This is a genomic window from Actinomycetota bacterium, assembly GCA_036280995.1.
In the GTDB taxonomy this organism is placed as follows: Bacteria; Actinomycetota; CALGFH01; order CALGFH01; family CALGFH01; genus CALGFH01.
Genome location: DASUPQ010000320.1, coordinates 1 through 5,683, shown reverse-complemented (window position 1 = coordinate 5,683; position 5,683 = coordinate 1). Strand labels below are relative to the sequence as shown.

Genomic DNA, 5,683 nt, shown 5'->3' with positions numbered 1-5,683 from the left:
CCACCAACCCCGCCCGGCGCCTCCCCCGCCGCGCCTGGCAGCAGCAGTTCACCAGCTGGATCCAGGAGCCCGAGGAGGAGGCGCTGCTGGATGCGGCCATCTGCTTCGACTTCCGCCAGCTCCACGGCGACCTGGACGCCGAGGCGGCGCTGCGGCCGGTGATCCGCCAGGCCGCCGGCAACCGGCGCTTCCTCGGCCGCCTGGCCAGGGCGGCGCTGCGGCACCGGCCGCCGCTGGGCTTCCTGCGCCAGCTGCGCGGCGACCACCACGGCCGGGTTGACCTGAAGGCGCACGGCACCGCCCCGATCGTCGACCTGGCCCGGCTGCTGGCCCTGGAGGCCGCCAGCGCCGAGCTGGCCACCGTGGCCCGCCTGCGGGCGGCAACCGAGCGCGGCACGGTCGGCCGGACCGCCGCCGACCTGGCGGCCGCCTTCGACTACCTCCAGGAGGTCCGCCTGCGCCACCAGGCCGGCCGGGTGCAGGCCGGTGCGGCCCCCGACGACGGAGTCGTCCTGGCCGACCTGGGGGCGCTGGAGCGCCGCTGGCTCAAGGACGCCTTCGGCCTGTTGCACACCTGCCAGGAGAGCGTCCGCATCGCCTTCCAGACCGACCTGATCGCCTGAGCATGCGCCGGCTCGCGGAGGCCCGTCGACGCCGCCAAGCCCGCGCTGCGCTGGCTCGCGCCGACCTGCCCGAACCGGTCCGCGTCCACCTGTCCACCCCCAGGCCGCCGGACCGCCTGCCCTGGCGGCAGGTCACCTACACCGTGCTCGACCTGGAAACCACCGGCCTCGACCCGGCCACCGATGCAATCGTGGCCGCCGGGGGGCTGCGGGTGCTCGACGGCCGGGCTGCCGCGGCCACCGCGTTCCGGTTGCTGGTCCGCCCCGACCGCCAGGTGCCCACCGCCGCAATCCGCATCCACGGCCTGCTGCCCAGTGAGCTCGCGGCCGCGCCGCCGCTGGTTGAGCAGCTGACGGCGCTGCTGGACCGTACCGTGGGCGACGTACTGGTGGTGCACGTCGCCGAGGTCGACCAGGCCTTCCTGGATGCCGCGATGCGCCGGCTGTGGGGCTGCCCGCTCAACGCCACCGTGCTGGATACCGCGCGCATGGCCGCCGCGCTGAACCGCCGGCTGCAGCTGGCCCGGCCGCCCGGGCGGCGGCCAGGGACCTCCCTGCGGCTGGCCGACCTGGCCACGGCCCACGGGCTGCCGGTCCACCCCGAACACGACCCGCTGCACGACGCCCTGACCACCGCCCAGCTGTTCCTCGCCCTGGCGACCCGGCTGGAACGCCACGGACGCGGCACGCTCGGGGCCCTGCGCCGGGTCGCCGGGCGAACATGAAGCACACGGCCAGCCGGCCAGGTTCCCCGGACGCCGCCACCGCAGGTGGCGGAATCAGGGTTTTCGGCGAGGCTGCGTTAGCAGCTAGCCCTCTTCGAGCAAGCGAGCGCAGATACCGAAGTCACGCAGCTCGGCGCAGATCGCGGCCTGGCAGGCGAATGCCAGGGTGTCTCCTCGTTCAAGGGAGTCCCAGCACAGCCTGTCAGTCAACGCCAACGCGCGCACCACCATGGAGGGTAGGGCGGTGACTGGCCCGGTCTCCGCCCCCCGACGCAGCTGCCCGACGTCACGCACCGCCGTCTGGCTGGTGGCCACGGTCTCCAACCGCGCCAGCAACACAGACAACTCACCGGCGAGGTACTGCTGCGTCATCCACCGCCGCCCAGTCGTTGTCCCCAGCTAGCTCCTGCGATCTGGGAGAGGCTCAATGGTATCGCCAGGCGACCTCGACGACGACCGCCTAACAGCGGCCGGGCCGGTCACCGGTGAGGCTGCGGCCCGGCCGGAGGCGCCCAGCGACGGCGGGACGGATCGATGCATCCACGGTCGCCCGTCGCGGTGGGCTGCAGGCCTCGAACTGGACCTGCACGTCCCTCCAGCGGTAGGACATGGGAACTGCTGTTCGACTCTACGGTTCCGGTGACAGCCGCCATAGGGACGGCCTAATCGTCCGCCCTTCATAATTCCACCCGGAGTGGGCCGACGAAGGAGGCCCATCGACGGGCGATGAATCGATCGGGCGGACTCCTACTCCCACTGCCCCCTCACCCCCTGAGAGACCCATCCAGGGAGGGGTTGAGGGACCCCTAGAGGGCCTCTCCAAGGGCCTGCTGCGGTGTTAGAAACTCTCGCTGGAGCGGTCAGGAGTCGCGTTGAGGTCCCTCTGCTGGTCATGCCCTTCTGGTGCCAGAAGAACGACCAGGGAATGACCGCCGAGCAAGTAAAGCAATCAGCCCAGGCTGTTGACCTGGGCGTTTGCGTGGGGCTGGCAGGCCTCGAACCTGCAACCGAGCGATTATGAGTCGGTTCCTCACCGTCTACGCAGTGATGGGCAATGCCGTCGCTGCAGCTCAGCTCGGGTACGCTATCCAGCCAGTGTGCTCCAGTCGTGTCGGGTGACGCCTGGTGGAATGACCAACGGAATGACCGTAAGGCTGCCCACGGTTCGGTCGAATCCGGCTCAGAGCAATTGCGACGAGGATGTGCGATCCGGCCGCTTACGGCGTCTGGTCGGTGCGACGATGGCGGCGTGCGACCACGCGCAGCTGCAGCACCCGCGCCGCGCCCGCCACCAGTACCAGCAGCGCACCCAGCAGCGCGGCGAACAACAACGCCACACCAAGCTGGAGCGTGCCGTCCACCATCAGGAACCGCACCCGCACACGCTGGCCGTTCTGGAGGATGAAGACCAGGATGGCGACCAGGAGGATCACGCCGATACCGACCATTGTCCACACCATGCTGGTCCGGGTCGGCTCGATGGTGTGCTCGGCCAGGGTCGGCTCGGCGTCGGTCGGCGCCGCCGCCTCCGGTTCGGGTGGTAGCGAGCGTTCGGCCGGAGTCGGCTCTGGCCCTCCGGCCGCTGGCCGTTCTGCGCTCATGGTTCCGTGCTCCTGACGATCGTTATCCGCTCGACCGGTCATCCTGCCAATCACACCACACGCTACTGTTCAAGACAGCAACCACCCGGTCCTGGCTTCTATCTGAGGTGACGTGCTGGCATGCGGCGTGTCCAACGGCTGCTGGGGTGGGTTGACCGTGTGCAGCGGCGGTCCCGGTGGCTGGGCTTCCCCTTCGCGGTCATGGGCAAGTTCCGTGACGACCATGGCGGCGCGCTGACCACGGTGATCGCCTACAACGCGTTCTTCGCGTTGTTTCCCCTGCTGCTGGTCGTGGTCACCGTGCTCGGGTTCCTGCTCGGCCGCGACTCCGGCTTCCAGCAGCGCCTCCTCGGTTCGGCGGTGGCTGAGTTCCCCATCATCGGCGACCAGGTACAAGACAACATCCATGGGCTGCGCGGCAGCGGCGTCGGCCTGGTGGTCGGGTTGGTGGTCTTCGCCTGGGGGGCCCGCGGGCTGACCCAGGTCGCCCAGCACGCCATGGCCGAGATCTGGAACATCCCGGGCCGGCAGCGGCCCCGCTTCTGGGCCCGGCAGGTCCGTGGGCTGCTGCTGCTGGTGGTCTTCGCCGTCGGCCTGGGTGCGGTGAGCGTGTTGACCTGGCTTGGCAGCTACGGCGGCAAGGCGGTCGCGGTGGCCCTGGCCAATCTCGCGGCCGCGGCCGCGGTCAATGTCGGGCTGTTCCTGCTGGCGTTTCGGGTGCTCACCCCAAGACAGATCCCGACCCGGCAGCTGCTTGCTGGTGCGGTGGTCGCTGGGGTGGCGTGGCAGGTCCTGCAGGCCGTTGGTGGGTTTCTGGTCGGCCACTACCTGCGTCACACCAGCCAGGTGTATGGGGTGTTCGCGATCGTGCTTGGCCTGCTGTTCTGGTTGTATCTGGGCGCGCGGCTCACCTTGTACGCCGCCGAGGTCAACGTCGTGGCCGCCCGGCGGCTCTGGCCGGGGGCCAGCAACGACTACGCCTGGCCCTCGGCGACCCCCGAGCCTCGACCTCGCGGACCTTTGCTGGGTCCGGCGGTGTCGTTGACGGTCGCCCGACTGGGTGATCCCATTGGACGCATGGAGAAGCTGTCGCTTGATGCCCTTGCTCGTGAGCAGATGAAGGCGGCAACCGCTGCTCCGGCCGGCCGGAGCGCCCGCACCGTCTACGGCGGCCACGAACATGTGCTGCGCCAGACCCTGATGGCGTTGACCGCCGGGGCGTCAATGTCGGAACACGAGAACCCCGGCGAAGCCACCGTGCACGTGTTACATGGTCGGGTGCGGCTGGTCGCTGATGGGGTGGCGTGGGAAGGGCGCGACGGTGACCTGCTGATCGTTCCCCAAGCACCGCACACCCTGCATGCCCTGGAGGACGCCGCCGTGCTGCTCACGGTTGCCAAACTGCCATAGCCGTCGGGTCATCCCGGACGGACGCGGCGACAGCTCGGTGGGTGACGGCGCTGGCCGCAGCACGTGCACGATGGTTGACCTTCGTTGGCCGCTCACAGCCGCGACAGTGACGCGCACGCCCACCTCCGACCGTCCTCACGATCCGGTCTTCTCTCTCCGGATCGGTGACCTCGGCTCCACCGCCGCCAAGGAGTTCGTTGGTCCTTCGATCCCCACAGCGACCGCAGCAGCGTACGGTCAGGGAGCGATCGAGGGCACATGGACCGCTTCTGCGGCCAGCCTCCTTCCCGGGCGTCGTGCCGGTGGATGAGCGGCATTGGTTAACCCACGCCTGCCAGCCGCCAATCCTTCGCGCCCTCAGCTTGGGGTCAGCCAGACGGTCGCTAGGGGCGGCAGGGTGACCCGGGCCGAGGCCGGCTGGCCGTCCCACTCGATGGCCTCGGCCTCGACCACGCCCATGTTGCCGACGTTGGTGCCGCCGTAGGCCGCGTCGTCGGTGTTCAGGACCTCGACCCAGCGCCCGACCGTGGGCAGCCCGATCCGGTAGTCGCTGCGCGGCACCGGCGAGAAGTTGCACAGGCAGACCAGCGGCTCGCGTTCCCGGCTCCAGCGGATGAACGAGAACACGTTGTGATCCGCGTCGTTGGGGTCGATCCAGGAGAACCCCTCCGGCTTCGAGTCCTGCTGCCACAGGGCGGGCCGGGACCGGTAGACCCGGTTCAGGTCCCGGACCAGGTCCTGGACACCCTGGTGGTGCGGGTCGGCCAGGGCCTCCCAGTCGATCGAGCGCTCGTGCGACCACTCGGCCTCCTGGCCCAGCTCGCAGCCCATGAACAGCAGCTGCTTGCCCGGGTGGGCCCACATGTAGCCCAGGTAGGCGCGCAGGTTGGCGAACCGCCGCCAGTCGTCGCCGGGCATCTTGCCCAGCAGCGAGCCCTTGCCGTGCACGACCTCGTCATGGGAGATCGGCAGCACGAAGTTCTCGTTCCACGCAGAGACCAGCGAGAACGTGAGCTCGTGGTGGTGGTGGCGCCGATGGATCGGGTCCTTGGAGACGTACTGCAGGGTGTCGTGCATCCAGCCCATGTTCCACTTGAAGCCGAAGCCGAGGCCGCCCAGGTAGACGGGGCGTGACACGCTCGGCCAGGCGGTCGACTCCTCGGCCACGGTCATCGCCCCCGGATGCTCCCGGTAGGTGACGGTGTTGAAGTCCTTCAGGAACCGGACCGCGTCCAGGTCCTCGTTGCCGCCGTACTCGTTGGGGACCCACTCGCCCTCGTTGCGCGAGTAGTCCAGGTAGAGGATGGAGGCGACCGCGTCCACC

General features: G+C 69.7%; 6 protein-coding genes. 3 read left to right on the top strand and 3 right to left on the bottom strand.

What is annotated here, in order from left to right; all coding sequences use genetic code 11:
• Positions 1-623 (top strand): putative nucleotidyltransferase substrate binding domain-containing protein (locus VF468_10925; protein ID HEX5878818.1); only part of this gene is annotated, 623 nt, incomplete at its 5' end.
• 2 nt (positions 624-625) lie between these two features.
• The gene (locus VF468_10920) at positions 626-1,348 is read left to right on the top strand and encodes a 3'-5' exonuclease (protein HEX5878817.1); all 723 of its coding nucleotides are present in this window, start codon (positions 626-628) and stop codon (positions 1,346-1,348) included.
• A gap of 84 nt (positions 1,349-1,432) precedes the next feature.
• On the opposite strand, the gene VF468_10915 is transcribed toward VF468_10920, so the two are convergent.
• Positions 1,433-1,720, bottom strand: coding sequence for a hypothetical protein (locus tag VF468_10915; GenBank protein ID HEX5878816.1), 288 nt, complete (start codon positions 1,718-1,720; stop codon positions 1,433-1,435).
• Positions 1,721-2,565: 845 nt separating this feature from the next.
• Positions 2,566-2,991 carry a lipopolysaccharide assembly protein LapA domain-containing protein gene (locus tag VF468_10910; protein HEX5878815.1) on the bottom strand — a complete coding sequence of 142 codons (426 nt, stop codon included), beginning with the start codon at positions 2,989-2,991 and terminating at the stop codon, positions 2,566-2,568.
• Between the two features lie 78 nt (positions 2,992-3,069).
• Between VF468_10910 and VF468_10905 the strand changes: the two genes are divergently transcribed.
• Positions 3,070-4,359, top strand: coding sequence for a YhjD/YihY/BrkB family envelope integrity protein (locus VF468_10905; protein HEX5878814.1), 1,290 nt, complete (start codon positions 3,070-3,072; stop codon positions 4,357-4,359).
• Between the two features lie 357 nt (positions 4,360-4,716).
• Here the strand turns inward: VF468_10905 and glgB are convergent.
• Positions 4,717-5,683: 1,4-alpha-glucan branching enzyme (gene glgB, locus VF468_10900; protein ID HEX5878813.1), on the bottom strand; the 967-nt coding region annotated here is incomplete at its 5' end.

Coding starts and splice junctions, on each gene's coding strand:
- VF468_10910 (HEX5878815.1), bottom strand. CDS start 2,991: ATGACCGGTCGAGCGGATAACGATCGTCAGGAGCACGGAACCATGAGC.
- VF468_10915 (HEX5878816.1), bottom strand. CDS start 1,720: ATGACGCAGCAGTACCTCGCCGGTGAGTTGTCTGTGTTGCTGGCGCGG.
- VF468_10905 (HEX5878814.1), top strand. CDS start 3,070: ATGCGGCGTGTCCAACGGCTGCTGGGGTGGGTTGACCGTGTGCAGCGG.
- VF468_10920 (HEX5878817.1), top strand. CDS start 626: ATGCGCCGGCTCGCGGAGGCCCGTCGACGCCGCCAAGCCCGCGCTGCG.